This window comes from Streptomyces sp. NRRL WC-3605, from assembly GCF_001509795.1.
GTDB lineage: Bacteria > Actinomycetota > Actinomycetes > Streptomycetales > Streptomycetaceae > Streptomyces > Streptomyces viridochromogenes.
The window spans coordinates 168,007-192,009 of record NZ_LLZN01000056.1; the positions used below are offsets into that span (position 1 = coordinate 168,007).

A 24,003-nucleotide genomic window follows, 5' to 3' on the forward strand; every position below is an offset into this window, starting at 1 on the left:
TGCCGAGCTGCCGCATCGTACCGGCCGCCGTGCCTTTCCCCCCGGGCGCGTCGTTCACCCGGACGCACCCCTCGTCACCCGGACGCCGCGAAGAATCATATTTCACTCACAGTCAGCAGCCGTTTGTGGCACGCCCCTTGGGGGACACGGACTCTCGACGGATTCGCTGTGCACCAGTACCGTCACAAACCCCCCGCGCGGCGTCTATCCACTTGGCGCGACGTCCGCATCATGGATGACCATAGGGATGCGGAATGGAAAGAAAGACCGCTGTGAGAGGAGGCGTCCATGGGATCGGTGCGCAAGGCGAGTGCCTGGCTGGGCCTCGTTGACGACAACGATGACGAGCGTTACTACGACGACGACTACTCCGAAGGGACCGAAACCGGGGATGCCTGGGTCACCGACCCGCGGGTCAAGGTGGCCACGGACGTCGCCGAGGAGAAGGGCCGCCGTATCGGCACGGTCACCCCGGACAGCTTCCGGGACGCCCGCGCCATCGGCGAGCTGTTCCGGGAGGGCGTCCCGGTCATCATGAACCTCACGGCGATGGAGCCCGCCGACGCCAAGCGTGTCGTCGACTTCGCGGCGGGACTCATCTTCGGGCTGCGCGGTTCGATCGACCGCGTGTCCAACCGGGTGTTCCTGCTGTCCCCCGCCGACACCGAGATCGTCAGCGGCGAGCCGGCGGCGCACCGCGCGGACGGCTTCTACAACCAGAGCTGAGGCAGGGCCGCTCGCCGGCCCTGCCCCTCACGGGTTCACCGGAAGGCGTCCAGCCCGGTGAGCGCCTTGCCCAGCACGAGCTGGTGCATCTCGACGGTGCCCTCGTAGGTGAGCACCGACTCGAGGTTGGTCGCGTGCCGCATGATCGGGTACTCGAGCGAGATCCCGTTGGCACCGAGGATCGTCCGGGACGTACGGCAGATGTCGATGGCCTCGCGGACGTTGTTGAGCTTGCCGAAGCTGACCTGCTCGGGACGCAGGCGGCCGGCGTCCATCCGCCGCCCGAGATGGTGGGCGAGCAGAATCCCCTTGTGCAGTTCGAGCGCCATGTCGGCGAGCTTGGCCTGGGTGAGCTGGAAGCCCCCGATCGGCCGGCCGAACTGCTCCCGCGTCTTCGCGTAGTCGACCGCGGCCTCGAAGCAGGACCGCGCCGCCCCCATGGCCCCCCACACGATCCCGTACCGGGCGTGCGAGAGACAGCTGAGCGGGCCCTTCAGCCCGACGACCTCCGGCAGCACGGCGTCGGCCGGCAGCCGTACGTCGTCCAGCACCAGCTCGCTGGTGACGGAGGCCCGCAGCGACAGCTTGTGCTTGATCTCCGGCGCGGAGAACCCGGCGCTGTCGGCCGGCACGACGAAGCCGCGGATGCCGTCGTCGGTCTGCGCCCACACCACGGCGACCCCGGAGACGGAGCCGTTGGTGATCCACATCTTCCGGCCGCTGAGCACCCAGTCGGTGCCGTCCCTCTTGGCGTAGGTGCGCATGGACGCGGGGTCGGAGCCGTGGTCGGGCTCGGTCAGCCCGAAGCAGCCGATGACCTCGCCGGAGGCCATCCGGGGCAGCCAGGTCTGCTTCTGCTCCTCGCTGCCGAAGCGGTGGATGGCGTACATCGCGAGCGAGCCCTGCACGGAGACGAGGGACCGGATGCCGGAGTCGGCGGCCTCCAGCTCCAGGCAGGCCAGGCCGTACTGCACGGCGGAGGCGCCGGCGCAGCCGTAGCCGGTGAGAGACATCCCGAGGGCGCCGATCTCACCGAGCTCCCGGGCCAGCTCCCTGATCTGGGGCAGCTCGCCGTTCTCGTACCACTCGGCGACATGGGGCAGGACCCGGTCCGCCGCCCACTGCCGCACGGTGTCCCGGACCGCCAGGTCCTCGGGTTCGAGCAGGTCGTCGATGCCGAGGGGGTCGGCGGGGTCGAACGGGGGCAACTTCACGGACGCGGACATGGGACACCCTCCGGCAGCACGAAAACTAGCACCGCTCATCATCATCGACTGGCCCGACGCTACGACGCGCTCCCCCGCACGTCCAGTGCGCACCCGCACCACGCGGGCCCCTCGGGCGGGGCCCGGTCAGGCGGAGACGCGGGGCTCCACGGCCTCCCGCGGCTTGGGCAGCTCCACCGGCGGCGCCTCGCACTGCATGACGCGGGGCAGACGCAGCGCCATCGCGGCCCCGAGCAGCAGCAGACCGGCGCTGACGAGGAGCGTCACATGCAGCCCGTGCACGAAGGAGTCCCGGGCCGCGTGCCGCAGGGCCAGGCCCGCGTGTCCGCCGAGCTGCGCGGCGACCTCGTAGGCCTCGCCCAGGGAGTGCGAGGCGGACGAGGAGGCGGACGCGGGTACGCCGTCGACGCGGGTGAGGCCGGGAGCGTAGGCGGCGTTCATCACGCTGCCGAGCAGCGCGATCCCGATGCCGGCGCCGAGCTGGTAGGACGTCTCGCCGATGGCCGCCGCGCCGCCGGACTGCTCCTGCGGCGCCTCGGAGAGCATCGACTCGTACGCCCCGAAGAGCGTGGTCTCCAGCCCGAAGCCGAGCAGGAGGAAGCCGGCGACCATGAGCGCGGAGTTGTCGGTCCGTCCCATGAACGTCAGCAGCACCACGGCGGCGGCCGTCAGGCAGAAGCCGAAGCACACCATCGCGCGTGGCCCGAAGCGGCGCAGCATCCGCGCCCCCGCGAGCCCGGCCGCCATCGCGGCGAAGGTCAGCGGGAGCAGCCGCAGCCCGGTCTCCAGCGGGGACAGCCCGAGGACCAGCTGGAGGTACTGCGCGGCGATCAGTTCGAGGCCGACCAGGGCGAGCATGGCCAGCACGATGCACCCGACGGAGGTGCTGAACGCGGGCCGCGCGAACATCCGGAGGTCCACCAGTGGATACGTCCGCCGCCGCTGACGTCGCCCGAAGAGGACCAGCAGGACCGCGCCGGTCAGGAGCGGTGCCAGGGTGAGCGCGCTGACGACGGGCTCCCCGCCGCCGAGCCGTTTGACGCCCAGTACGACGCCGAACAGTCCGGCCGCCGCCATGAGGGCGCCGACGACGTCCCAGGGGCCCCGGCCGTCGCCCTTCGACTCGGGCAGAAGCAGGCGTCCCACCGGCAGGCTGACCAGCATCAGCGGGATGTTCACGAGGAAGACCGAGCCCCACCAGAAGTGCTCCAGCAGGAACCCGCCGAGCAGGGGCCCGACCGCCGCGCCCACGGCGGCGACGGCGCTCCAGATGCCGATGGCGAGGGCGCGTTCACGCCGGTCGGGGAAGACCTGGCGCAGGATGGACAGGGTGGCCGGCATGATCATGGCGCCACCGACGCCGAGCAGCGCGCGGGCGAGGATCAGCACCTGTGGATCGTGGGCGAGGGCGGCGAGCCCCGAGGCGAGGCCGAAGAGGCCGTACCCCAGCAGCAGCACGCGTCTGCGGCCCACCCGGTCGCCGAGCGTGCCGAAGAGGATCAGCAGCGAGGCGCAGACGAGCGGGTAGATGTCGACGATCCAGAGCAGTTCTATCGCGCCGGGCCGGAGGTCCTCGGTGACGGCGGGAACCGCCACGTGGAGGACGGTGGCGTCGACGGCGACCAGCAGCAGGCTGACGCAGAGGACGACGAGGACGACCCAGCGGTTGGCACCGGCCCCGGCCGCCCGACGGCGCAGCGCAGCGGCGGCCGTGGTCGTCCCGGACATGTACGTACCTCCCAGATGTTCCCTCGCCCCGGCGGGCTCACGGGGTGGGGACTCCCCGAGACTCGGCCGGAGTAAGCGGTGTCTCCGGCCCGCGCGACGAAGGGCGAGTGACTCGTCAGAGTACGCGAGTCCGCGCGGGGGCCGAGTGGCGGACCTCTCAGAGCTCCGCCCGACACCTGTGGCGTACGCCACACCACCGGCCGTATCCCACCCCCGTCCGGCCCACCCCGGAGGGTGATCGGCGGGCAAAGGTCACCCGAGGCTCCGATGAACGAATTCATAAGACGCGAATAACAAAGGGCCGCGGCGATCAATGGAATTGAAGGAAAGAGCGGCGGCTGATTGGCGATTCACAGGAATTGAAGGCCGCGCTGAGAGGAATGCCACATCACATCGTCATCACAAAGACGGGGAATCGCCGTTGTACCGCGCTCACTCGCTGTAACGTCGATTGGGTGTGTACCGAACCGAAGCTGACCCGTCTGGACCGGGTCTTCGCCAGGCTGGACCGGGAGCCCGAACGCCCGGCCCACATCGATGTGCCGCGGATGACCCCGCACCGGGTCGTGCTCTTCGCGGCGGCCCTCGCCTTCTACGGGGCCATCGTGTGGGCCGTCGTCGTCACCTCGTGGCTGGTCCGGCTGGACTGGCAGGTCATGTTCTTCCGTCCGTACCAGCAGTGGGCCGAGATCCACGCCTTCGTCGACTACTACGTGGTGCTGGGCCAGCGCGGCCCCACCGCCGTGATGGTCGCCGCGTGGCTGGGCTGGCGCTCCTGGCGGCAGCACACCCTGCGTCCGCTGCTCGCGCTCGGCGTCTCCCTGCTGTTGCTGAACGTGACCGTGGGCGCCGCCAAGCTGGGCATGGGGCGTCTGGGGCCGCACTACGCGACCGAGATCGGCTCGAACGAGATGTGGCTCGGCGGCGATATATTTCCGAGCGGTCACACCGCGAACGCCGTGGTCACGTGGGGCATCCTCGCCTATCTGGCCTCCACCCCCAGAGCCCGCCGCTGGCTGTCCGCCCTGTCGGCGGTGACCTCGCTGGGCGTCGGCATGTCCACCGTCTACCTCGGCACGCACTGGCTGAGCGACGTGGTGCTCGGCTGGACCGCCGGCCTGCTGATCCTGCTCGCCCTGCCCTGGTTCGAGCCGCTGATCGCCCGCGCCGAGACCTGGCTGCTCGACCTGCGCGACCGCTGGCGGGAGCGCCGGGCCGCCGGAGCGGCCGTGCCGGTCACACCGGTCGAGGCCCCGGTACGGCTCCCCGCGCGCCCCACCGCCGTGGAGGAGGAGGTCGCGGCCCGGGAAACCGGCCTTCCGTCCCGTTCCCCCCGGGCGCCGGTCTATCTGGCGCCCGGCCCGCACACCGCCCGCGCCGAGCGCGCTCCTGGGACGCCGACCGGCAGCCGCCGGCCGCCGCACACGGAGCGCACCACGCGCGGCGCCACCTCCACGGCCCGCCCGGTGACGGGCGGCTGACACCCCGGCTCACACCCCGGCGGCGTCCGGTACACACACATGACGCCCCGCGGCACGCAGAAGGCCCCGGCTCCCTCCTCGGGAGCCGGGGCCTTCTGCGTGCTCAGCCCTTCCAGGCCCGCACGACCTGGCCGTCCTTCACCTCGAAGTTCAGCCGTCCCGCGCGGTACTCCATCGTGATGATCGCCCCCGGCGGCAGCGCGCGCACCGTGGACCACCCTCGGGTCCGGGCGCGCCGCTCGGCTCCGTCGGCGTCGAGGCCGACGTAGGTGTCCGGGTCGTCCTGGGGTTCGGTGGGGGGATGCGGAATGGGTGCCATGCGGCCCACGCTAGGGCCTCGGCGCGGGATCGGGCCAGAGGGGCCGGCGGGGTGCGGTACCGCGCTCCCGGGCCGTCCGCGTCCTCTCGGAGTCACGCTTCTGTCACAGGCTCACGACACGCGTGCCACTCACCGGAACGGCCGTGGAGGACACGATGGGCCGTCACACGAACGAGGGATTTCCGGCGCCCGCCGCAGGCATTCGAACGTAATTTCCGCGTGTCTCCGAAGGCCCTTGGGAAGGGGGCGCGAGAGTTCCGGCACAAGCGCCTCGGCACTCCTTTTCCCGGGATTTCGCGCGGGCTCCGGCAACCGGTTCCGCACGGAAAGTACATGGTTCTACCACAGAACCTCCGTACGCCCTCTGTCGCCGTACCGCCGACGCGAGCATCATGGCGTGAGCTCGCGTCGGCGCGTGCCGCGCGGGTTCAGTGGGCCCGGGGCACGGCGAGCGAAGGGGCGAGCGAGCGATGGGGACGCAGACCGTACCGGCGACGGCACGACCCATGCCGAGTGGGAGGCCTGGGGGCCGGGTGGTCGTCGACTGGCTGACCACGACCGACCACAAGAAGATCGGTCATCTCTACCTGATCACGTCGTTCGTGTTCTTCCTGGCCGGCGGTCTGATGGCACTGCTGATGCGGGCGGAGCTGGCCCGGCCCGGGATGCAGATCGTGAGCAACGAGCAGTTCAACCAGCTCTTCACGATGCACGGCACGATCATGCTGCTGCTGTTCGCCACGCCGACCTTCGCCGGGTTCGCCAACGAGCTGATGCCGCTGCAGATCGGCGCCCCGGACGTGGCGTTCCCCCGGCTCAACATGTTCTCGTACTGGCTGTTCCTGTTCGGCGGGCTGATCGTGATGGGCTCGCTGATCGTGCCGGACGGGCCGGCGGCCTTCGGCTGGTTCGCCTACGCGCCGCTCAACAGCCTCGAACGCTCCCCCGGCATCGGCCCCGACCTGTGGATCATGGGTCTGGCCCTGGCCGGCTTCGGCACGATCCTGGGCGCCGTCAACTTCATCACCACGATCATCGGGATGCGCGCCCCCGGGATGACGATGTTCCGGATGCCGATCTTCACCTGGAACACGCTGTTCACGTCGATCCTCATCCTGATGGCGTTCCCGGTCCTGGCCGCAGCGCTGCTGGTGCTGGAGGCGGACCGCCGGTTCGGCTCGGTGGTGTTCGAGGCGGGCAACGGCGGGGCGCTGCTGTGGCAGCACCTGTTCTGGTTCTTCGGGCACCCCGAGGTGTACATCATCGCGCTGCCGTTCTTCGGCATCGTCACGGAGATCATCCCGGTCTTCAGCCGGAAGCCGATCTTCGGTTATCTGACGCTGGTCGGCGCGACGATGGCGATCACCGGGCTGTCGATCGTGGTGTGGGCGCACCACATGTTCGTCACGGGCGCGGTCCTGCTGCCGTTCTTCTCCTTCATGAGCTTCCTGATCGCGGTGCCCACCGGGGTGAAGTTCTTCAACTGGACCGGGACCATGATCAAGGGCTCGCTGTCCTTCGAGACACCGATGCTGTGGGCGACGGGCTTCCTGGTGACGTTCCTGTTCGGTGGTCTGACCGGGGTGATCCTCGCGTCGCCGCCGCTGGACTTCCACGTCTCCGACACCTACTTCGTGGTCGCCCACTTCCACTACGTCGTCTTCGGGACCGTGGTGTTCGCGATCTTCGCCGGGTTCCACTTCTGGTGGCCCAAGTTCACCGGGAAGATGCTCGACGAGCGGCTCGGCAAGATCCACTTCTGGACGCTGTTCGTCGGCTTCCACACGACGTTCCTGGTGCAGCACTGGCTGGGCGCGGAGGGCATGCCCCGCCGGTACGCCGACTACCTCGCCGCCGACGGCTTCACCGCCCTGAACACCGTCTCCACGATCGGCGCGTTCCTTCTCGGCCTGTCGACGCTGCCGTTCCTCTACAACGTCTGGAAGACGGCCCGGTACGGCGAGAAGGTCGAGGTCGACGATCCCTGGGGCTACGGCCGCTCGCTGGAGTGGGCGACCTCCTGCCCGCCGCCCCGGCACAACTTCACGGCGCTGCCGCGCATCCGCTCGGAGGCCCCGGCGTTCGACCTGCACCATCCGCAGCACGCGCTGGAGGCGCCGCAGCCCGAACCGCCGTCCCACCAGGCGTCGTCCTGACCGCTAACCGGCTCTCGACGCTCAGATTGCCCTGCCGGGTCACGTAGGGGACGCGGGACGCCGACGGGTGGACGTCCATGTCGCCCGACACGACCCGCGCGTCCGCGTCCTCCGCCGTCACACTGGCGTAGGCGTCCCAGTGGCCCTCCGGCAGGACCACACTGCTGGGCAGGGCCGCGCGCAGCCGGCCCCGGGTGGCCGGGGCGAGCGGGAGGATCACCTCCTCGGGTCCCTCGCGGTGGCGCAGCACCAGATGGGCCGTGGCGTTCGCGTCGGGGGCGGTGACGTCGAACGTCAGCCCACCGGCCGAGTCGGCGATGCAGTCGGCGCGCAGAGGCGCGGCCTGCGGCACGGTCGTCATGCGCTGCGGTTCCTCCTCGGCTCGGGGCTACGTCGGTTGGACCCGCGATGCCGCCGTTCGGTTGCCCCTCAGGGCCGGTACGGCAGCTGCGGCACCTCGAAGCACGTGCGGTTCATGTCTCCCTGGGAGACCCAGCCCCGGCCGTCCTCCCAGCGGGCCACCGACAGACAGGCGCGGCGGCTCTTCGGCGGCTCGGGCAGCCGCTCGAACACGACGGGGAGCAGCAGCCCGCCCGCGGTGAATCCCTGACTGCGGTTCATGTGGTCGTCCACGCATGCGCGGGTGACGCCCCGTGCCGCGCACGCCTTCGCCGCCTCGGTGAACCACCGGGCCGCCGCCCAGCCCTCCAGCTGCCACTGGGAGTGCGTGGGGAGCCCCTTCGTCGCGTCCCGGAACTCGCGTACGGCGGGGTGGCCGGTGTCCTCGAAGTTGCGGGAGGAGCCGGTCGCCCACAGGGCGTTGCGGCAGCGCGGGGCGTCCTTGTAGTCCTCGGCGACGGTGGACGTCCAGTTCTGCACATTGGTGACCTTGGCGGTGACGTCGGCGCCGACGTCGTCCATCGCCTCGCACAGCTGGGCGTTGCCGTGCCCGTCGACGGCGTCGAAGACCAGGTCGGCGCCCTGCTCCTTCAGATCGGCCGCGGCCGCGCGGAAGTTGGGCAGCGCGAAGTCGACCTGCTCGGTGACCACCTTGTAGCCCTCGGCCCGCAGACCGCGTTCCACGAGCCGGGCGTAGGCGGCGGACGCGGGCTGGTTGTACGACACGACGGCGGCCGTGCGGGCGCCGTGCTCGCGCTTGAAGTAGCGGTAGACCTCGGTGCCGCCGTACTGCGTGCCGTCCCAGCCGGTCGTGCCGTCGCGGGGCGCGAGGCCGCCGTAGATGCCGTACAGGTGCGGGTAGGTGTCGTAGGCGGCCCCGATGGGCTGGCCCCCGATGTCGGGCACGCCCGCGCGGGAGACGCGCGGGGCGCCCGCGTAGTCGAGTGCCGTGGTGGCGACCAGGGCGACCACCTCGTCCTCGTCGACGAGGCGGTGCACGCACTCGTTGTTGCCGACGCCGCTGCCGCCGTCGTCGCACAGCCGTGCCTCGACCCGGCGGCCGTCGACGCCGCCGCGTGCGTTGAGCCGGTCGAACCAGGCCCGGGCGCCGTCGCGCGGCCCGGTGAAGGCGCTGCCGCCGACGGGGCTGGTGGCGCTGGTGATGATGCCGACGCGGATCGGGGCGCGGTCGGCCGGGCGGGAGGACCCGTCCCGGTCGCGGTGGCCGAAGTCGCTCTCCGGCAGCCGGCTGCCGCAGGCGGTCCCGAGGGCCAGCACCATCACGGCGATCGCCGCCTCAGCACCCCGGGACCGGCGACCCATTGCCGCTCATCCGGACCAGCGCGCACAGCGTCTTCGTGGACACCTTCCAGGTGCCGTCCTGCTCCACGGCGGTCCCGGACGCGTCCGGCAGCGCGGTGGTCCCCTTCAGGGTCAGGTCGTACGTCACGTTCGCCTCGGTCGGCGAGGTGAACTCGACCTTCGAGACCTTCGCCTGGACCTGACCGCCGCGCTCGTCGCCGCCGAACGCCCGCAGGACCGGTGCCATCCGGTCGCCGTTCTCCAGGACGGCCTGCTTGTCCTCCAGGGACGTCTTCGGGTCGAAGAACTTCTGCCAGTTCTGTTTGATCTCCGTCGTCGCGGCCTGGACGTCGGCGGGGGCGGTGGCAGCCGGCGACCCTCCGGTCCGTTCGGCGGTGGGTGACGACGGGGTCGGGCTGCCGCCGCCTCCGTCGTCGTCGCCGCACGCCGCGAGGGCCGGACCCAGGACGAGGAGCAGGGCGGCGGCGACCGCCGTCCCCCGTCCCCTGCGGGTGCCGCTGTGCCTGAGGTCGCTCCCGAGAACCATCTGGCTCACCACCGGGGTGTCGATCCGGGCCGTGGACGCCCGGTGCTTTCAGGGTCGGCTTGCACGAGGCATAGTGCAAGCCATTGGCTGACATGGACAGGCACGTGCGTGGAAAGCCGGCGCATGCACACCGAGGCGACGTGTGGGAGCCAGCGATGCGGACGACGCGACTGCGGACCGTGCACCCCCTCCTGTGGGCCGGCTGGGCCGCGCTCGCCGCGGGCGCGGTGCTCTGTGTCATCGGCTGGTACGGCGTCTCCGGCGAGCGGTTCGCCGAGCGGCAGCTGCCGTATCTCGCCTCCTGCACGGTGCCCGGCGCGGCGCTGATCGTCGCCGGCGCGGTACTGCTCGCTCACGGACGGGGCGCGCTCGCGGCCGCGCGCGTGGAGGAGCTGTACGGCCTGCTGGTCGCCGCCGGGCCGGACGACACCGAGCGGGACACGCCGGCGGCGGCGCCGCTCGCGGTCAGCGGAAAGCTGCTGATGGTGCCCGGTGGCACCCTGTGGCACCGCGCGGACTGCCCGCTGGTCGCCGGGAAGGCGGAGGCCGTGCCGGTGGACGCCGGGCTGATGCGCGGCGGGGACCTGAGCCCCTGCCCGATCTGTGAGCCCGCCGAAGCGGACGACTGATGTCCGGCCTGACCTACGACCTCACGCTGGCCGGTCTGTCCGTCGGTGCCGCCGCCGCGCTCACCGGGATCGGGCTGGTCGTCACCTACCGGGCGACCGGCGTGCTGAACTTCGCGCACGGCGCGATCGCCATGGTGTGCGCGTACGGGCTGCGGCAGTGCGTGGTGGAGTGGGGCTGGCCGCTGTGGGCGGGCGCGGTCGTCACGCTCCTGGTCCTCGCGCCCGGCATCGGGATGATCCTGGAACGACTGGTCTTCCGGCCCATGGCGATGGCCGGCAACGACCCGGCGCGGACGCTGGTCGCCTCGATCGGCGTGTTCGTGCTGCTGGTCGGCGGGGCGGCGCTCTTGTGGGGCCAGGGCGCGCGGGACGACGCGCCGCGGCTCCTGCCGGCGGAGCCGTGGGGGCAGCTGGGGGCGGCCCTGGTGCTGGCGGCGGGCGTGGGCGCGGTCGTCCGCTGGACGCGTTTCGGCCGGGAGCTGCGGGCGGTCGTGGACGACCGGGAGCTGGCGGTCCTCGCGGGCGTCGACGCCGATCGGGTGGCGGCGGCCGGCTGGGCGTTCGGCGCGTTCACCGCAGGTCTGACCGGTGTGCTGCTCGCGCCGTCGGTGCGGCTGGACCCGTACGGGCTGCCCCTGCTGGTGATGGAGGTGGTGGCGGTCGCGGTGGCCGCGCGGATGCGGAGCCTGCCGGTGGCGGTCGCCGCGGCGCTGCTCATCGGCGTGGCCCAGAGCCAGCTGACGCGTCTGCACCCGTCGGGCCGGGCCGCTCCCCTGGTCCAGGCCGTCGGCACCAACCTGTTCGTGGTGGCGCTGCTGGTCGCGGCCCTGGCGCTGCCCCGGGTGGGCGGTCAGGACGCCGCACTCCCCCGTCGGGCGGCCGTGCGCCGGCCGGTCCCGGTGGGCGTTTGGATCGTGGCGGCCGTCCTCTTCCTGCTCCCGCTGGGTCTCGCGGGTACGGACCTGCATACGTCGGTGCAGGTGCCGGCCCTGGCGGTGGTGCTCCTCTCCCTCGTCGTCGTCACGGGCCGCGGCGGGCAGATCTCGCTCGGGCAGGCCGCCTACGCGGGCCTGGGCGCCCTCTTCACGGCCCTGCTGGCGGCAGGGCGCTTCCCGGGCCTGCCCCGGCTGCCGGAACTGGCGGCGTTGTTCGTGGCCGTGGTCCTGGTGGCCCCGCTGGGCCTCCTCACGGGCTGGCCGGCGATCAGCCGCCGGGGACTGGCGCTGGCGCTGGTCACGTTCGCGGTGGGCGTGGGCGTCAGCCGTTTCGTGTTCGCGCAGCCGTACGCGGTCTCCGGACTCTCCCTGGACCGCCCGGCCGGTTTCGACGACGACCGCGCCTACTACGTCCTCGAACTGGCGCTGCTGGCCGCCGCCCTGCTCGCGGTCCAACTGCTGCGCCGGGGCCGCGCCGGGCGGGCCCTGGCGGCGATGCGCGACCACGCGCCGGGGGCGTCGGCGGCGGGCGTACGGGTGCCGTCCCTGAAGCTGCTGGCGTTCGTCGCGGGCGCGGCCCTCGCGGCCCTGGGCGGCGGCATGCTCGGCATGGGGCTGCGCGCCTTCGACCCGGCCGCCTACGACCCCGTCCGCAGCCTGCTCTGGTTCGCCGCGGTGATGGTGCTGGGCGCCGACAGCACTCTCGGCGCGCTCGGTGCCGCCGCCCTTCTGGTGGGCCTCGACGCGGGCACCAGGGGCGGTCTCGCGGCGGCTCTGATCGGCATCCTGGCCGTCCTGGCGGGCCGTCTCCCGGGCGGCCTCCACGAGACACTGCGCACGGCGGCCCCAGGCCGGGTTCGGGCGCCCCGCCTGACACCCCTGGGCACCCGGACCCGGACCCGCCTGCGCCCGGCACCGGAGGGCCCCCCACCCCGGACTCCCCACCCGACGGGCCTCACGGCGTGGCGGGGTGCCGGGGGGCCGGTGGCGGGTCCGACGACGCGGGCGGCCCCCAAACCCGGCCCACGGATCCGGAGACGGCTGCGCCCCGCAAAGGCGGCCACGGCGTCGCACGCCAAGTCCGCAGGGGCGGTGCGGGCGTCCGAGGGGGCCGCCTCGTCTTCTCTCCGACCGGCAGGGCCCCGCGCGCCGGACGTGCTCGAAGCGCGGGGACTGCGGGCCCGTTACGGCGGGTTCACCGCGCTGGGCGGTGTCAGCCTCGTCGTGCCATATGGCGGGATCACCGCGGTCGTGGGGCCCAACGGGGCGGGCAAGAGCACCCTCTTCCACTGCCTGGCCGGCACCCACCGTCCCGCCCGCGGACAGGTCCTCCTGGGCGCACGGGACGTCACGCGGCTGCCCGCCCACACCCGGACCCGGCTCGGTGTCGCCCGCACCTTCCAGCAGCTGGCCGTCTTCCCCTCCCTGACCGTGGCGGAGAACGTCCGCGTGGGCGCCGAGCAGGGCCGCGTCCGGGACCCGGCCGCCGTCGAGCGGGCCCTGCGGCTGCTCGGGCTGGACGGCCCGGTCCGCGCGCTGCCCGCCGCCGGGCTCCCCACCGGCACGCTCCGCCGGGTCGAGCTGGCCCGAGCGCTCGCCGGCGACCCGCGTGTCCTGCTGCTCGACGAGCCCGCCGCCGGACTCGACACGGCGGAGGTCGCCGCGCTCGCCCGGATCCTGCGGGCCCTCGCCGCCGACGGGACGGCCCTGCTCGTCGTCGAGCACGACCTCGACCTGGTCGCGGACCTCGCCGACACGGTGCACGTCATGACGGCGGGCCGCATCGTCGCCTCCGGCCCGCCCGGCCGGGTGCTGGACGCGGCCGAGGCCCTGGAGGCGCCCGCATGACGACCGTCTCCCTGCGCGGAGCGCGCGTGCGTCACGGCCCCCTGGAGGCCCTGCACGGCGTCACCCTCGCCGCCGCCGGACCGGGCGTCACCGTGCTGCTGGGCCGCAACGGCAGCGGCCGTACGACCGCGCTGCGCGCCCTCGCCGGGGTCGTGCCGCTGGCGGCGGGCGCGGTGGTGTGGGACGGCGTCGACGTCACCCGGACGCCCGCGTACGAGCGGGCCCGCCGGGGGATGTGCCTGGTGCCCGAACGCCGGGCGGTGTTCGGCTCCCTCACCGTGCGCGAGAACCTCGAACTCGTGTCCCCCTCCCCCGACATGGCCCTGGAGGTCTACCCGGCGCTCGTCCCCCTGCTCGCGCGCCGCGCACGCACACTCTCCGGGGGCGAGCAGCGGATGCTGGCCCTGTCCCGCGCCCTGCTGGCCCGCGCGCGGGTCGTCCTGGTGGACGAGCCCGCGCAGGGCATGGCACCGGCCGTGGCGGCCCGGACGTACGACCTGCTGGCCGGGCTCGACGCGTGCGTGGTGGTCGCCGAGCAACGACTGCCGCCCGCCCTGCGGGAGCGGGCGGCAGTCGTCCACGTACTGCGGCGCGGGGCGGTCGTCTTCAGTGGTGAGACCGCTGAGTACCGGCGTCGGACCGCGGGACGGGCAGGAGGGTCGCCCCCCTCGGCATGAGCAGCAGCGCGCCGGGGATGAGCAGGTCCTCGAGCCGGTGGTCGGGGTAGGCGGGCTGGTCGGCGCCCGCGTCCCAGCCGGGGGCGGTGACCTTCCCGGGCCCGGCCACCGGCGCGGTCTTCGGGGACTTCCCGGTCCCGGTCGGCGCACCGGAGCCGGACCCTGATCCGGACGTGGCGGGCTTGTCCTGCTTCTTCGGCCTGCCCTGCGCCGGCTCGTCGCCCTTCGCGGGCTTCTCGCCCTTGGCCGGCTTCTCGCTCTTCGCGGGCTTCTCACCCTTGGCGGGCTTGGCGGGCTTGGCGGGCTTCGCCGGTTCGGCGGGCTTGGCCGGCTTCTTGGCCGCCGGCTTGCTGCTCTTGCCGGGCTTCTTGGCGGCGGGCGCCTCCAGCGTCATCCGGCCACTGAGCCCGTACCGCCGTGAGCACTGCGGCCACGCGCCCCAGCCCTGGACGGCTACCACCTTGATCGCGATGGTGATCTGCTCGTCGCGCGTGGCGAGGTCCGCGCGCGGGGCGAACTTCAACCCGCCGAAGCTTTCCCAGGTGGACTGCGAGAACTGCAGCCCGCCGTAGTGGCCGTTGCCGGTGTTGATGTCCCAGTCGCCGCCGCTCTCGCACTGGGCGACACAGCCCCAGGGCCAGTTGTCCTTGGCACAGGTCAGGGACGCGGGTTTGGGCGGAGGCCCGGACATATGTGGTGCGGAGGCCCCCCGGGGGGCGTACGTGGCCTGCGACGTCCCCGGGGTGACGGCGGTCAGCAGGACGGCGGCCAGGACGATGGTCAGCGGTGCGTTCTTCATATGAGCACGCTAGGCAGCTCCTTGCGGCCGTCCCGGCGCGGCGCGTCCGACAACGGCCGGGCCCCACCCGGTCGGCGGACCGGGCGGGGCGCTCATCGGGCGTGCGCGGGTCAGAGTTCGAGTCGCTGTCCCGGCACGATCAGGTCGGGGTCGTCGCCGATGACGGCCCGGTTGGCGGCGTGCAGCCGCTGCCAGGTGATGCCGTGCCGGGCGGCGATGCCGCTCAGCGTGTCGCCCGCGCGGACGGTGTAGTCACCCCGCGAGGATCCGCGTGCGGTGTGCCCGGGCTGACGGTCCGGTTTCCGCCCGGGAGTCGACGGGGCCGCCTTCTTCGCCGCGCCGGACGGGGCGGATGCCGTCGAGCCGCCCGTGGAGGCCGCCGGGGCACTGCCGTTGGCGCCGGCCCGCGCCGAACAGGTGGGCCAGGCGTTCCAACCCTGGGCGCGCTGCACCTTGGTGGCCACGGCGATCTGCTGTTCCCTGGACGCGCGGTCCGCCGTGGGCGCGTAGGCGGTGCCACCGTAGGCCCGCCAGGTCGAGGCGGCGAACTGGAGCCCGCCGTAGTAGCCGTTGCCGGTGTTGATGTGCCAGTTTCCGCCGCTCTCGCACTGGGCGATGCGGTCCCACACGCCGTTGTCCGCCGCCGTGGCGTCGCCGGTGGCCGCCAGCAGTCCGAGCGGAGCGAGCAGTGCCGCTCCGGCGAGGACGACTCCGGCCCTGGTCCGGCTTCCGCCGGGAGCCTTCGGCGTCCGGCGGACGTCGTGATGAGTGGTATCGGCACATTCGGACATAGGGTTCCCTCTCCGAGGACCCGGGCTCCTCGGGCGGTACGCCGCCGCACGCGCCGTGGGGCGCGTGGCCGGCGTCCGCCCCGTCCGCCAGGAGGCTGGTATGGCGTTCCGGCCGGTGCTGCTTGCCGGTTGGCGGACGTACCCGGGCGGTGCTCGTTGCACACGGCGGAGGAATCTAAGGAGCGGGGCCGCCCGGCTTCAACCAACTCCTCGTCGCTCCAGGCCAGTTCCCGGTTACCCCGGGTATCGGCGATTTCCGGCCACCCACTTCATTCCGTGATTTCGGGATTTGTCGACCATCGGCCACGCCGTTCTGTGACGCACCACACGCAACCAACTCCCGTACATTTCCCTCTACTTGACGGTGAGTAGGTGATTCCGGACCGATGGTGACCGAGCGCGTCGGATGGTTCGATTCCGTTCGCCCTGATGCGTGACTCCCGCCACAGATCGCCCGTTGTCTTCTTCATGAGCCCGGGACCAGCCCGGTTCACGGACCGGGAGCCACCCGGCCCCGCCACGCCACATCCCGAGGGAGCCATCCGTGCCGCGCATGCTCGACGTCAGCGACGAGGTACGTGCCGAGATCGGCGACGAGGAAGCCGACCGGCTGCTCGCCGGGGAGAACGCCCCGGGCAGCTACGACTGCACGTCCTGCCGTACCCCGGGCGACTCCGGACAGGAGCGCACCAGCACCGTCCTGTTCATCGGCGAGGAGACCGCCGTCCTCGCCTTCGCCCACGCCACCTGCCTGCCCTCACAGGTCGTCCAGGTGACCGAGGACCAGCTGCGGGGAGCGGTGAAGTCCATCACCGGCGACCGCGTCGACCCCGAGCCCGAGCGGGTCGTGCCGGAGCAGGCCGTGCTGGGCGTGACCAGCGGACTGGTGCTGATCGCCGGGGAGCTGCACCCCGCCCTGGTCGTCGAGCCGACCGGCCCGATCGTGCGGCCCGGCGCGACCGGCACCGGCGACGACTTCCTCCCGCTGCTGATCGAGCAGGGTTTCATGCCGGCGACGGAACTGGCGGAGGTGCCGCCCGTGCTGCACGGCTGGTCCGTGCTGCTGGCGATGGGCCAGCTGCACGCCGTTCTGCAGCCGGGTCCGAACGGCGGCCAGCCGGTGGCCTGGTGGCAGGCCCACCAGCCGCTCCAGGTGACCGACGGCTGGCGGGCGGCCGCCAACAAGCACCAGCAGGTGCTGATGTTCGCGGCCCCGGCGGGCTCCATCGGCCGCCAGCCCCGCGAGGACCTGCTGCGCGGCGCGCTGGACAAGGCGGCGGCCAACGGGCAGCTGGTGGGGGCCGCGCTGCCGCTCGCGGGGACCTGACCGCGCCCGTCCGCCGGGCCCGTCACCCTCGGGCGGACGGGCCGGGGCGGCCGTGCACCGGAGGCTCCGCACGCCCCTTTGGTGCGCTCACCGGCCGCATCCCTTCCGGTGCCGGGTCGTTTGGACATACGTGCATGCATACGACGTTCCCCGCTATCAGGGTGGCTCCTCGCCCACGCCGATCTACGACGCGCTCTACGCCGAGTACGTCAAGTCCTTCCGCTCCCTGCCGGGAGACCGCAGCGGCGAGGAGGATCTGGGGTTCGTCGCCTTCGGGAACATCCAGCGCGGTACCGGCACCTACGGCGGCTACCGCCCGGGGTCGTTCAGCAGTTCGTACAGCGCCTACAGCGCGGGGGCGCACAGCGCCCGGCACCACGGCGGGCCGCAGCCGCAGTGGCAGCGCGTCGGGCACATCGGGCCCCAGAGCGGCGGGATGCAGCACGTCCCGGCGGCGCTGCCGCCGGCGCGCAGGGGCTGACGGACATGACGAAGGGGCGGTCCCGATCGGGACCGCCCCTTCGTCATGGCGTCACTTCTTCTTGCCGCGCTTCTCGCGCACACGCACGGAGATGTGGATCGGCGTGCCCTCGAAGCCGAACTCCTCGCGCAGGCGGCGCTCGATGAACCGGCGGTAGCCCGCCTCGATGAAGCCGGAGGCGAACAGCACGAACCGCGGCGGCTTCGTGCCGGCCTGGGTGCCGAAGAGGATGCGGGGCTGCTTGCCGCCGCGGATCGGGTGCGGGTGGGCGGCGACCAGTTCACCCAGGAAGGCGTTCAGGCGGCCGGTGGGGACCCGGGTCTCCCAGCCCGCGAGGGCCGTCTCGATCGCCGGGACCAGCTTCTCCATGTGCCGCCCGGTGCGGGCCGACACGTTCACCCGGGGTGCCCAGGAGACCTGGCCGAACTCGGTCTCGATCTCCCGCTCCAGGTAGTAGCGGCGCTCCTCGTCGAGGTTGTCCCACTTGTTGTAGGCGATGACGATGGCGCGGCCCGCCTCGACGGCCATGGTGACGATCCGCTGGTCCTGGACCGAGATGGACTCCGAGGCGTCGATCAGGATGACCGCGACCTCGGCCTTCTCCACGGCGGCCGCGGTGCGCAGCGAGGCGTAGTAGTCGGCGCCCTGCTGCAGGTGGACCCGCTTGCGGATGCCCGCCGTGTCGACGAACTTCCAGGTGACGCCGCCCAGTTCGATCAGCTCGTCGACCGGGTCGCGAGTGGTTCCGGCGAGTTCGTTGACGACGACGCGCTCCTCGCCCGCCACCTTGTTCAGCAGGGAGGACTTGCCGACGTTGGGGCGCCCGATGAGGGCGATGCGGCGCGGGCCACCCACGGCCGTGCCGCCGAAGGTCTGCGCGGGCGCGGTGGGCAGGACCTCCAGGACGGCGTCCAGCATGTCGCCGGTGCCGCGGCCGTGCAGCGCGGAGACCGGGTGCGGCTCGCCGAGCCCGAGGGCCCACAGGTAGGCCGCGTCGGCCTCGCCGCTGGGGCCGTCCACCTTGTTGGCGGCCAGCACGACGGGCTTGCCGGCCTTGCGCAGCAGCCGGACGACGGCCTCGTCGGTGTCGGTGGCGCCGACCTTGGCGTCCACGACGAACACGACGGCGTCGGCGGCCTCGATCGCGTACTCGGCCTGGGCGGCCACGGAGGCGTCGATGCCGAGGACGTCCTGCTCCCAGCCGCCGGTGTCGACGACCTTGAAGCGGCGGCCCGCCCACTCGGCCTCGTAGGTGACGCGGTCGCGGGTGACGCCGGGCTTGTCCTCGACGACGGCCTCGCGGCGGCCGATGATCCGGTTGACGAGGGTCGACTTGCCGACATTGGGCCGGCCGACGACGGCGAGCACGGGCAGCGGGCCGTGCCCGGCCGCCTCGATCGCGCCCTCGACGTCCTCGAGGTCGAAGCCCTCTTCCGCGGCGAGCTCCATGAACTCCGCGTACTCGGCGTCGCCAAGCGCTCCGTGGTCGTGCTCCTCGCCCGAGCCCTCGGAGTGGATGTGGTCGTTCATGAAGTCCGTACCTTCGTTCATCGTGGTGATCGGTGGAGCGGCGGGTGGTCCACCCGCTGATCCACTACTCAGTGTCGCCTAGCGACCGGTCAGTCGCCTGGCGTTTTCCAGGTGCGCGGTGAGCTCCTTCTGGATGCGCTCCGTCGCCTCGTCCAGCGCGCGACGGGTGCGCCGCCCGCTTCCGTCGCCCGCGTCGAACGGGTCGCCGAAGACGACGTCCACGCGGTGCCGCAGCGGGGGCAGCCCCTTGATCAGCCGTCCGCGCTTCTCAGAACTTCCCAGCACCGCGACCGGGACGATCGGGGCGCCGCCGCGCACGGCGAAGTACGCGAGTCCGGCGCGCAGCGACGCGAAGTCGCCCTCGCCCCGGGTGCCCTCGGGGAATATGCCGAGGACGCCGCCCTGGCCCAGCACGTCGAGCGCGCGGGTGATGGCCGTGCGGTCGGCGGAGTGCCGGTCCACCTTCAGCTGCCCGATGCCGGTCAGGAAGGGGTCGAGCGGGCCGACGAAGGCTTCCTTCTTGATCAGGAAGTGCACGGGCCGGGGTGCGACGCCCATCACCATGGGCCCGTCGATGTTGTGGCTGTGGTTGACCGCGAGGATCAGCGGCCCGGTGGCGGGCACCTTCCAGGCGCCCAGGACGCGCGGCCGCCACAGCCCGTACATCAGGCCGACGCCGATCCGCCGCCCGATGTCGGCACCGCGCTCGGATGCTGCTGTCACTTGGCGGCCCGCTTCTCCTCGACGAGCGTGACGACGCACTCGATGACCTGCTGGAGGGTGAGCTCGGTGGTGTCCACCTCGACCGCGTCGTCCGCCTTGGCCAGCGGGGACGTCTTACGGGTGGAGTCGGCGGCGTCGCGCTTGAGCAGCGCCTCGCGGGTGGAGTGCACGTCGGCGCCCTTGAGCTCCCCGCTGCGGCGGGCGGCGCGCGCCTCGGCGGAGGCGGTGAGGAAGATCTTCAGGTCGGCGTCGGGGAGGACGGTGGTGCCGATGTCGCGTCCCTCGACGACGATGCCGCGCTCGGCGGAGGTGGCGATCGAGCGCTGCAGCTCGGTGATCCTGGCGCGCACCTCGGGCACCGCGCTGACCGCGCTGACCTGGGAGGTGACCTCCAGCGTGCGGATCGGGCCGGCGACGTCGACGCCGTCCACGGTGATCGTCGGGCCCGTCGGGTCGGTGCCGGAGACGATCTCGGGCTTGCCCGCCACGGCGGCGATCGCGGACGGGTCCTCTATGTCGATGCCGTTGGTCACCATCCACCAGGTGATCGCCCGGTACTGGGCGCCGGTGTCCAGGTAGCTCAGTCCGAGCTGCGCGGCGACGGCCTTCGAGGTGCTCGACTTGCCCGTGCCGGAGGGGCCGTCGATGGCGACAATCACGGGCTTGGCGGCACCGTTTTCCACGGGAGGACACCTTCCTGGTGCTGTGGGGCGGGAGTATGGGGACGCGAGGGCGCCCCGCACAAGGTTACTGGGTGCGCGTCACTCGTCCGGCCGCGCCCGGACCGGGGGCCGGCGCCGGCCGCGGGGCCGTCTACTGCCGGATCGCCCAGCCCCGCTCCCGCAGGGCCGCGGTGAGCACCGGGGCCGCCTTCGGTTCCACCATGAGCTGCACCAGACCGGCCTGCTGCCCGGTGGCGTGCTCGATGCGGACGTCCTCGATGTTGACGCCGGCCCGGTCGGCGTCGGCGAAGATCCGCGCCAGCTGTCCGGGCTGGTCGTCGATGAGCACGGACACGACGTCGTAGACCCGCGGAGCCGTGCCGTGCTTGCCGGGGACCCGCACCTGTCCGGCGTTCCCTCGGCGCAGGACGTCCTCGATGCCGGAGACGCCCTCCAGCCGCTTGTCCTCGTCGGAGGACTGCAGCGCCCGCAGCGCCCGGACGGTCTCCTCCAGGTCGGCGGCGACGTCCGTGAGCAGGTCGGCGACCGGTCCGGGGTTCGCGGAGAGGATGTCGATCCACATCCGGGGGTCGGAGGCGGCGATCCGGGTCACGTCCCGGACGCCCTGGCCGCACAGCCGTACGGCCGCCTCCTCGGCGCCCTCCAGGCGGGCGGCGACCATGCTGGACATCAGGTGGGGCATGTGGGACACCAGGGCGACCGCGCGGTCGTGGGCGTCGGCGTCCATGACGACCGGGACGGCGCGGCAGTGCGAGACCAGTTCCAGGGCGAGGTTCAGCACCTCGGTGTCGGTGTCCCGGGTGGGGGTGAGCACCCAGGGGCGGCCCTCGAAGAGGTCGCCGGTGGCGGCCAGCGGGCCGGACTTCTCGCGCCCCGACATGGGGTGGGTGCCGATGTACGCGGTCAGGTCGAGGCCCAGCGCCTCCAGGTCGCGGCGGGGTCCGCCCTTGACGCTGGCGACGTCGAGGTAGCCGCGGGCCACGCCCCGGCGCATCGCGTCGGCGAGGACGGCCGCCACGTGCGCGGGCGGCGCGGCGATGATCGCGAGGTCGACGGGGCCGTCGGGCGCCTCGTCGGTGCCGGCGCCGAGCGCGGCGGCCGTGCGGGCCTGCTCGGGGTCGTGGTCGGCGAGGTGGACGGTGACGCCCCGCTGGGACAGGGCGAGGGCGGCGGAGGTGCCGATGAGTCCGGTGCCGATGACGAGTGCGGTTCTCACTGGGCGATGTCCTTGCGCAGGGCGGCCGCGGCCCCCAGGTAGACGTGGGCGATCTCGGCGCGGGGCCGGTCGGACTCGATGTGCGCGAGGACCCGGACGACGCGGGGCATGGCGCCCTCGATGTCGAGTTCCTGGGCGCAGATCAGGGGGACGTCCACGATCCCGAGCTTGCGGGCGGCGGCCGCGGGGAAGTCGCTGTGCAGGTCGGGGGTGGCCGTGAACCAGATGCTGATCAGGTCGTCCGCGGTGAGGTCGTTGCGTTCGAGGACGGCGGTGAGCAGGGCCCCGACCCGCTCGTCCATGTGGCCGGCCTCGTCCCGATCCAGCTGGACGGCCCCCCGGACCGCTCGTACCGCCACGGCGCTGCTCCTTGCTGACGTACCGATCGCCTCTACGCGGGTCCAGCCTAGTCAGCCCGCACACCGCCCACGCACCGCGCCCGTACGCTGAGACGCCGCCCGGTACGGGACGAATGCTCGATTCAGGGTGCGGTTCCCGAATTACCACTTCTTGGGTGCTTCGGATGCGAAGATGCTGCTGCTCCTGCCCGGAGCGGGTCGCCCACGACCCCTTGGCCCCCCTCTCGCGCACACCTCCGGAGTGACGACATGACCAACCGTCCGACGCGACGACACCTCCTCATCGCGACGGGCACGGCGGGCGCCGCCGCGCTCACCGTCGGCTGCGGGGACTCCGGCGACGGCGACTCGTCGTCGAACGTCTCCCCCGGCCGGTCCGGCGGGACGCCCGGCCAGGAGCTGACCACGACCGACGCCGTCCCGGTGGGGGGCGGCAAGATCTTCGCCGACGAGAAGGTCGTGGTGACCCAGCCCGAGGAAGGGCGGTTCAAGGCGTTCTCCGCGATCTGCACGCATCAGCAGTGCCTGGTCGCCACCGTCGCCGACGGCACGATCGACTGCCCGTGCCACGGCAGCAAGTTCAAGATCACGGACGGTTCGGTGGCGAACCCGCCGGCCACCCGGCCGCTGCCGCCGGAGAACATCGTGGTGGAGGGAAATTCGATCCGCCTGGTGTGACCGGGGCCCGTACGCTGCCGGACATGCGCCCCGAGACCCTGGTCCGCGACCACACGATCTACTCCTGTGTCATGGGGTCGCGCGCCTTCGGTCTCGCGACGGACGGCAGCGACACCGACCGCCGGGGCGTCTTCCTCGCCCCCACCGCCCTGTTCTGGCGCTTCGACAAGCCGCCGACGCACGTCGAGGGACCGCTGCCCGAGCAGTTCGGCTGGGAGCTGGAACGCTTCTGCGAACTGGCCCTGCGCGCCAACCCGAACATCCTGGAGTGCCTGCACTCCCCGCTCGTCGAGTACGCCGACGCCACCGGGGACGAGCTCCTCGCCCTGCGCGAGGCGTTCCTGTCCCGGCAGGCGTACGAGACGTTCACGCGGTACGCGCTCGGCCAGCGCAGAAAGCTGGAGGCGGGCCTGCCCGCCCACGGCACCCCGCGCTGGAAGCACGCCATGCACCTGCTGCGCCTCCTGGCGAGCGCCCGCGACCTGCTGCGCACCGGCCGCATGACGCTCGACGTAGGGGACGCGCGGGCGTCCCTGCTGGAGGTCAAGCGCGGCGAGGTCCCCTGGCCGGAGGTGGAGGCCCGGATGACCCGCCTGGCCGCGGAAGCCGAGGAGGCCCTGCACCGAAGCCCGCTGCCGGCGGAGCCGGACCGGCGCCGGGTGGAGGACTTCCTGGTCCGGGTCCGGCGCGCCTCAGCCCTCCAGCCGTACGCGGACGACGAAGGCGTGCAGGGCGTCGTAGGCGCTGGGGGCGTCGGGCAGCGCTGAGGCGGCCTGCGCCTCGTCGAGCACGGCGTGCAGACGCTCCACGTCGGCCGCCACGCGCGCGTGGTCGACGCCGGCGTCCCCGTGCTCGCGTTCGGCCTTCGCGGCGATCAGCTCGGGCAGATAGCCGGGCCCGCCGACCGCTTCCAGCAGGGTGGGCAGGTGGGGTTCGACCTCGCCGCTGCGCATCAGGTGGATGCCGGTGAGCAGGACGCGGAAGGTGTAGAGCAGCGGCTTGAGCTCCCTGGTCCGCTCGAACAGCCGCCACTGCGTGGTGGCGAACCCCCGGTAGTGGTGGGCGTGGTGTGCGGTCAGGACCCCCGGCGCGAGCTCGGCCAGCTCGCGGTGGGCGTCGGTGGTGTGCACGACGAGCGGGGAGAGCAGCTGCTCCAGCACATAGCCGTTGCGGCGCAGCATGAGCCGTACGAACTTGCGCAGGTCGTGGGTGACCAGGTCCATCTCGACGCCGTCGCGCACCCACATCCGGGAGCGGGTCTCGTCCGGCTCCCGCAGCCCGACGAGGTCGGCGGCCGGCAGCAGGTGGACCCCGCGCAGGTCGACGTCCGAGTCACGCGACGGGAAGCCGTAGAGGTGGGCGCCGGAGACGGTCGCGAACAGCACGGGGTCCGGCTGCTCCGCGATGACGGGAGTGAGGTCGAGGTCGAGGGCGTCGAGCATC

Annotated in this window: 23 protein-coding genes; 10 read left to right on the top strand and 13 right to left on the bottom strand. The window is 72.7% G+C overall.

Annotated features, from left to right (window positions below; genetic code table 11):
• Window positions 1–288 precede the first annotated feature (288 nt).
• On the top strand, window positions 289–726 hold the full coding sequence (locus tag ADL34_RS17700; protein WP_062670708.1) for a cell division protein SepF: 438 nt from the start codon (window positions 289–291) through the stop codon (window positions 724–726).
• Between the two features lie 35 nt (window positions 727–761).
• On the opposite strand, the gene ADL34_RS17705 is transcribed toward ADL34_RS17700, so the two are convergent.
• Entirely contained in the window at window positions 762–1,952 is a 1,191-nt protein-coding gene (locus ADL34_RS17705) for an acyl-CoA dehydrogenase family protein (RefSeq protein WP_062670706.1), read from the bottom strand.
• A 126-nt stretch (window positions 1,953–2,078) separates the two neighbouring features.
• A complete protein-coding gene (locus ADL34_RS17710; protein WP_062670704.1) occupies window positions 2,079–3,680 on the bottom strand; it encodes an MFS transporter in 1,602 nt (533 codons plus the stop codon).
• 455 nt (window positions 3,681–4,135) lie between these two features.
• Here ADL34_RS17710 and ADL34_RS17715 point away from each other — a divergent pair, with 455 nt between their 5' ends.
• Entirely contained in the window at window positions 4,136–5,161 is a 1,026-nt protein-coding gene (locus ADL34_RS17715; protein WP_062670702.1) for a phosphatase PAP2 family protein, read from the top strand.
• A 103-nt stretch (window positions 5,162–5,264) separates the two neighbouring features.
• Here the strand turns inward: ADL34_RS17715 and ADL34_RS17720 are convergent, their stop codons facing one another.
• Window positions 5,265–5,480 carry an I78 family peptidase inhibitor gene (locus ADL34_RS17720; RefSeq protein ID WP_062670700.1) on the bottom strand — a complete coding sequence of 72 codons (216 nt, stop codon included), beginning with the start codon at window positions 5,478–5,480 and terminating at the stop codon, window positions 5,265–5,267.
• A gap of 470 nt (window positions 5,481–5,950) precedes the next feature.
• Here ADL34_RS17720 and ctaD point away from each other — a divergent pair, with 470 nt between their 5' ends.
• A complete protein-coding gene (gene ctaD, locus ADL34_RS17725; RefSeq protein ID WP_062670698.1) occupies window positions 5,951–7,636 on the top strand; it encodes a cytochrome c oxidase subunit I in 1,686 nt (561 codons plus the stop codon).
• A gap of 429 nt (window positions 7,637–8,065) precedes the next feature.
• Here ctaD and ADL34_RS17730 read toward each other — a convergent pair whose 3' ends face one another.
• Together ADL34_RS17730 and ADL34_RS17735 are read right to left on the bottom strand one after the other, a co-directional pair.
• A complete protein-coding gene (locus ADL34_RS17730; protein ID WP_062670694.1) occupies window positions 8,066–9,358 on the bottom strand; it encodes an ABC transporter substrate-binding protein in 1,293 nt (430 codons plus the stop codon).
• Window positions 9,333–9,884 (bottom strand): hypothetical protein, encoded by a 552-nt coding sequence (locus tag ADL34_RS17735; protein WP_062670692.1) that lies wholly within the window; start codon window positions 9,882–9,884, stop codon window positions 9,333–9,335. Before ADL34_RS17735 ends, ADL34_RS17730 begins: the two co-directional genes overlap by 26 nt.
• A gap of 155 nt (window positions 9,885–10,039) precedes the next feature.
• On the opposite strand from ADL34_RS17735, the gene ADL34_RS17740 reads away from it, so the two are divergent.
• From ADL34_RS17740 to ADL34_RS17750, 3 genes are read left to right on the top strand one after another with little or no spacing between them, the layout of a single operon-like run.
• A complete protein-coding gene (locus ADL34_RS17740) occupies window positions 10,040–10,513 on the top strand; it encodes a hypothetical protein (protein ID WP_062670691.1) in 474 nt (157 codons plus the stop codon).
• Window positions 10,513–13,296, top strand: a complete 2,784-nt coding sequence (locus ADL34_RS17745) for an ABC transporter permease subunit (RefSeq protein ID WP_062670689.1) — start codon at window positions 10,513–10,515, stop codon at window positions 13,294–13,296. The genes ADL34_RS17740 and ADL34_RS17745 overlap by 1 nt, the downstream gene beginning before the upstream one ends.
• Entirely contained in the window at window positions 13,293–13,973 is a 681-nt protein-coding gene (locus tag ADL34_RS17750) for an ABC transporter ATP-binding protein (RefSeq protein ID WP_062670687.1), read from the top strand. The genes ADL34_RS17745 and ADL34_RS17750 overlap by 4 nt, the downstream gene beginning before the upstream one ends.
• Here ADL34_RS17750 and ADL34_RS37240 read toward each other — a convergent pair.
• Window positions 13,903–14,772: a transglycosylase family protein gene (locus ADL34_RS37240; protein WP_079034323.1), complete on the bottom strand. Its 870-nt coding sequence runs from the start codon at window positions 14,770–14,772 to the stop codon at window positions 13,903–13,905. The genes ADL34_RS17750 and ADL34_RS37240 overlap by 71 nt on opposite strands.
• 110 nt (window positions 14,773–14,882) lie before the next feature.
• Entirely contained in the window at window positions 14,883–15,563 is a 681-nt protein-coding gene (locus ADL34_RS17760) for a transglycosylase family protein (protein ID WP_062670685.1), read from the bottom strand.
• Window positions 15,564–16,107: 544 nt separating this feature from the next.
• Between ADL34_RS17760 and ADL34_RS17765 the strand changes: the two genes are divergently transcribed.
• Together ADL34_RS17765 and ADL34_RS17770 are read left to right on the top strand one after the other, a co-directional pair.
• The gene (locus tag ADL34_RS17765) at window positions 16,108–16,890 is read left to right on the top strand and encodes a hypothetical protein (RefSeq protein WP_062670683.1); all 783 of its coding nucleotides are present in this window, start codon (window positions 16,108–16,110) and stop codon (window positions 16,888–16,890) included.
• A 130-nt stretch (window positions 16,891–17,020) separates the two neighbouring features.
• A complete protein-coding gene (locus tag ADL34_RS17770) occupies window positions 17,021–17,371 on the top strand; it encodes a hypothetical protein (protein WP_062670682.1) in 351 nt (116 codons plus the stop codon).
• Between the two features lie 51 nt (window positions 17,372–17,422).
• Here ADL34_RS17770 and der read toward each other — a convergent pair whose 3' ends face one another.
• The 5 genes from der to aroH all read right to left on the bottom strand — a co-directional run bounded on the left by der (window position 17,423) and on the right by aroH (window position 21,882).
• Complete coding sequence (der, locus tag ADL34_RS17775) at window positions 17,423–18,901, bottom strand: ribosome biogenesis GTPase Der (protein WP_062670915.1); 1,479 nt, start codon at window positions 18,899–18,901, stop codon at window positions 17,423–17,425.
• Between the two features lie 78 nt (window positions 18,902–18,979).
• Window positions 18,980–19,567: a lysophospholipid acyltransferase family protein gene (locus ADL34_RS17780; RefSeq protein ID WP_062670913.1), complete on the bottom strand. Its 588-nt coding sequence runs from the start codon at window positions 19,565–19,567 to the stop codon at window positions 18,980–18,982.
• A 53-nt stretch (window positions 19,568–19,620) separates the two neighbouring features.
• Window positions 19,621–20,307: a (d)CMP kinase gene (cmk, locus tag ADL34_RS17785; protein ID WP_062670680.1), complete on the bottom strand. Its 687-nt coding sequence runs from the start codon at window positions 20,305–20,307 to the stop codon at window positions 19,621–19,623.
• Between the two features lie 130 nt (window positions 20,308–20,437).
• Window positions 20,438–21,523, bottom strand: coding sequence for a prephenate dehydrogenase (locus tag ADL34_RS17790; RefSeq protein WP_062670678.1), 1,086 nt, complete (start codon window positions 21,521–21,523; stop codon window positions 20,438–20,440).
• On the bottom strand, window positions 21,520–21,882 hold the full coding sequence (gene aroH, locus ADL34_RS17795; protein ID WP_062670676.1) for a chorismate mutase: 363 nt from the start codon (window positions 21,880–21,882) through the stop codon (window positions 21,520–21,522). The genes ADL34_RS17790 and aroH overlap by 4 nt, the downstream gene beginning before the upstream one ends.
• A 249-nt stretch (window positions 21,883–22,131) precedes the next feature.
• Between aroH and ADL34_RS17800 the strand changes: the two genes are divergently transcribed.
• Both ADL34_RS17800 and ADL34_RS17805 read left to right on the top strand, forming a co-directional pair.
• Window positions 22,132–22,560, top strand: coding sequence for a Rieske (2Fe-2S) protein (locus ADL34_RS17800; protein WP_062670674.1), 429 nt, complete (start codon window positions 22,132–22,134; stop codon window positions 22,558–22,560).
• Between the two features lie 23 nt (window positions 22,561–22,583).
• Window positions 22,584–23,327, top strand: a complete 744-nt coding sequence (locus tag ADL34_RS17805) for a DNA polymerase beta superfamily protein (RefSeq protein ID WP_062670911.1) — start codon at window positions 22,584–22,586, stop codon at window positions 23,325–23,327.
• On the opposite strand, the gene ADL34_RS17810 is transcribed toward ADL34_RS17805, so the two are convergent.
• Complete coding sequence (locus ADL34_RS17810; RefSeq protein ID WP_062670672.1) at window positions 23,253–24,002, bottom strand: DNA polymerase beta superfamily protein; 750 nt, start codon at window positions 24,000–24,002, stop codon at window positions 23,253–23,255. The two genes, ADL34_RS17805 and ADL34_RS17810, sit on opposite strands and share 75 nt — an antisense overlap.
• Between the last annotated feature and the right edge of the window lies 1 nt (window position 24,003).